The sequence below is a fragment of the Streptomyces sp. UH6 genome, assembly GCF_013421635.1.
Lineage (GTDB): Bacteria > Actinomycetota > Actinomycetes > Streptomycetales > Streptomycetaceae > Streptomyces > Streptomyces abyssomicinicus.
This window is the reverse complement of sequence record NZ_JACADT010000733.1, coordinates 1-2,874: the sequence shown is the minus strand read 5'-3', so window position 1 is coordinate 2,874 and position 2,874 is coordinate 1. Positions and strand designations below refer to the sequence as shown.

Genomic DNA, 2,874 nt, shown 5'->3' with positions numbered 1-2,874 from the left:
CTGGGACACGGGCCGCTCGCCGGACGTGCCGCGCAGGCGGCGGTGACGGCCTTCCGCGCCTCGAAGGCGGAGGACCCGGCGACGATGCTGGCCGACCTGCACAGGGCGCTGCGCGGCAGCCGCGGCGGAGCCGTCGCCGTGGCGCGGATCGAACCGGCCTCCCGGAGCGTGTACTTCTGCGGCGTGGGGAACATCAGCTCCTTCGTCGTCGACCCCGCCACCGGGATCCGCCGGTCGCTGGTGTCCGCGCCCGGCATCGTCGGGCACCAGATGCCCACCCTGCGGACGGTCCGCCAGGACCTTCCGCCGGACGGTGCCGTGATCATGCACTCGGACGGTCTCACCGAACGCTGGCAGGCCTCGGGCATGCCCGGGTTCCTCGACCACACCCCGCTGGTGGCCGCCGCCCAGCTGCTGCGCGAGGCGGGCGTCCGCCGGGACGACGCCGGCGTCGTCGTGGCGAAGGGTTCGTGGTGAGCATGGCCGCGGCGTGCGGGGCGGTGCCGCTGGTGTCGCTCTCCCTCACCACCGAACAGGACGTCTTCGTGCTGCGCCGCAGCGGCAAGACGGCGGCCGAGGCGCTCGGCGTGGAGCCGCAGGACCAGATCCGGCTGGCGACCGCGCTGAGCGAGCTGGGCCGTGACCTGGTGGGCTCCTGCGAGCTGTCCGTCTCCTTCGCCCTCGTGGGTGAGGGGCGCCAGAGCCTGCGGTTCACCCTGCTGTGGACGGACGGTCCGGGTCCCGGCGAGGAGGCGCTGCTCGCGGCGTCCCGGCTGGTGACGCTGGAGCACGCCAGGGTGGAGCGCACCGTCGTCATCGAGCAGCCGCTCGGGGCGCGGGCGCCGTCGGCCGAGGTCGTCGCGCGGACGCGGGAGACGCTCAGGACCCACAAGAGTGCGACCGCCGTGGAGGACGCGCGTGCCCAGACGGTCGACCTGATAGCGGCGCTGGAGGAGTCGCGGGCGCAGCGGGAGGAACTGCGCCGCCTCAACGCGGAGCTGGAGGAGACCAACCGCGGGGTGATGGCCCTGTACTCGGAGCTCTCCGAGGAACTCGAGGAGACCAACCGGGGCGTGGTCGCCCTGTACGCCGAACTCGACGAGAAGTCGCGTCAGTTGCGGGAGGCGAGCGAGGCCAAGACCCGGTTCTGGGCCAACGTCAGCCACGAGCTGCGCACCCCGGTGAACGCCGTGGTGGGCCTGGCGCGGCTGCTGCTGGAGTTCGACGTGGAGCGGCTCAACGAGGAGCAGCACCGGCAGGTGTCGCTGATCTCCGCCTCGGGTTCCACGCTGCTGGCGCTCGTGGACGAGCTGCTGGACGTCGCCAAGGCCGAGTCGGGCCGGCTGGAGCCCAGCTTCGGACCGGTCGACCTGAGGGCGCTGCTCGGGCAGTTGCGGGGCACCCTGGGCGGGTACGCCCGGCACGGCGACGCGGAACTGGTGGTGGCGGAGCCGGAGATGGAGATCGTCAGCGACGACGTGATGCTCACCCGGGTCCTGCGCAACCTGCTCTCCAACGCGCTGAAGTTCACCGAGGCCGGAACGGTGCGGCTGGACGTCGCCACCGAGGCCGGAGGCGGGGACGGCAACGGCGAGGTGGTGTTCACCGTGACCGACACCGGCGTGGGCATACCCGAGGAGGAACAGCAGCAGATCTTCGAGGAGTTCTACCAGGTCCGGGGTCCGCACCAGCGGGGCCGTTCGGGCACCGGCCTGGGACTGCCCTACGCGCGCCGGCTGACCGAGCTGCTGGGGGGCACGCTGAGCCTGTCCAGCACACCGGGGAAGGGCACCCGGGTCACCGTGCGCCTGCCGGTGGAGCCCCGCCGCGAGGAGCCCGGCGCGGCGGGCGGCCCGTTGGTCACCGTCCTGGTGACCGTCGACGACGACGACGTCTTCCGCGCCAGGATCCGGCCGCTGCTCGACCAGTTGGCGGAGCGGGTCGTGGAGGTGGACCGGGGCGACCGGGCGAGCCGGGCGGTCCGTGAGGAGCGGCCGGACGCGGTCCTCCTCGACCTGAACATGCCGGACGTGGACGGGTACGCGGTACTGGCGGAACTCGCCGGGGACCCCGATCTCAGCGGCATCCCGGTGGTCGTCATCACCTCGGCGTCCCGGGACGGCCTGGACCACGAGCGGCTGCGCCACGCGCGGGCGGTGCTCGACAAGTCGTCACTGTCGCTGTCGCAGCTGACGGCGGCCTTCGCAGGGCGCACGACACCGGCGGTACAGGGGGCGACCAGGAAGGACCCATGGCCGTGAGCCCCTGTCTCCAGCAGGACAGCGCCGTCGCCAAGGTGATGGTGCTCGACGACAACGACACCAAGCGGTACATCATCAGCAGCTGGCTGCGCCGGGCCGGCCACACGGTGGTGGAGGCCGCCGACGGCGCGGAGGGCCTGGCCCTGCTCGCCGGCTCCCCCGACGGGGAGCTGCCGGAGCTGGCGGTCGTCGACGTGAAGCTGCCCGACATGAGCGGCTTCGAGGTCTGCGAGCAGATCAAGGCGGATCCGCGGACCGCCTCGCTGCCGGTCATCCACATCTCGGCGCACGCCATCGAGGTGAGCGACCGCACCCAGGGCCTGCACCGGGGCGCGGACGCCTACCTCACGGACCCGATCGCCCCGGACGAGCTGCTGGCGACGGTCACCGCCGCGCTGCGCTACGCCCGGGCCCGCCGCCGGGCGGAGCGGCTCGCGGCGCGGGTGGCGGCGCTGAACAGCAGCACCCTGGCGGTCTACGGGGCTAGGGACGGCTGTTCGTTCGCCGAGGCGGCCGCGAGCGGCGCGGCCACCTTGATGCAGTCGCCCGCGGTCGCGGTCGCCCTGAGCCCGGACAACAGCACCCTGCACATCGCCTCCGCGTCCCGGCACGC

Annotated in this window: 3 protein-coding genes; all 3 read left to right on the top strand. The window is 73.3% G+C overall.

The genetic code is table 11. The annotated features are described in order from the left end of the window. Window positions 1-477: SpoIIE family protein phosphatase (locus tag HW445_RS25010; protein ID WP_180223187.1), on the top strand; the 477-nt coding region annotated here is incomplete at its 5' end. A gap of 2 nt (window positions 478-479) precedes the next feature. Beyond that, window positions 480-2,261, top strand: coding sequence for an ATP-binding protein (locus HW445_RS25005; protein WP_218957371.1), 1,782 nt, complete (start codon window positions 480-482; stop codon window positions 2,259-2,261). Continuing rightward, the coding region (locus HW445_RS25000) for a response regulator transcription factor (RefSeq protein ID WP_180223185.1) at window positions 2,252-2,874 on the top strand (623 nt) is incomplete at its 3' end. The genes HW445_RS25005 and HW445_RS25000, both read left to right, overlap by 10 nt.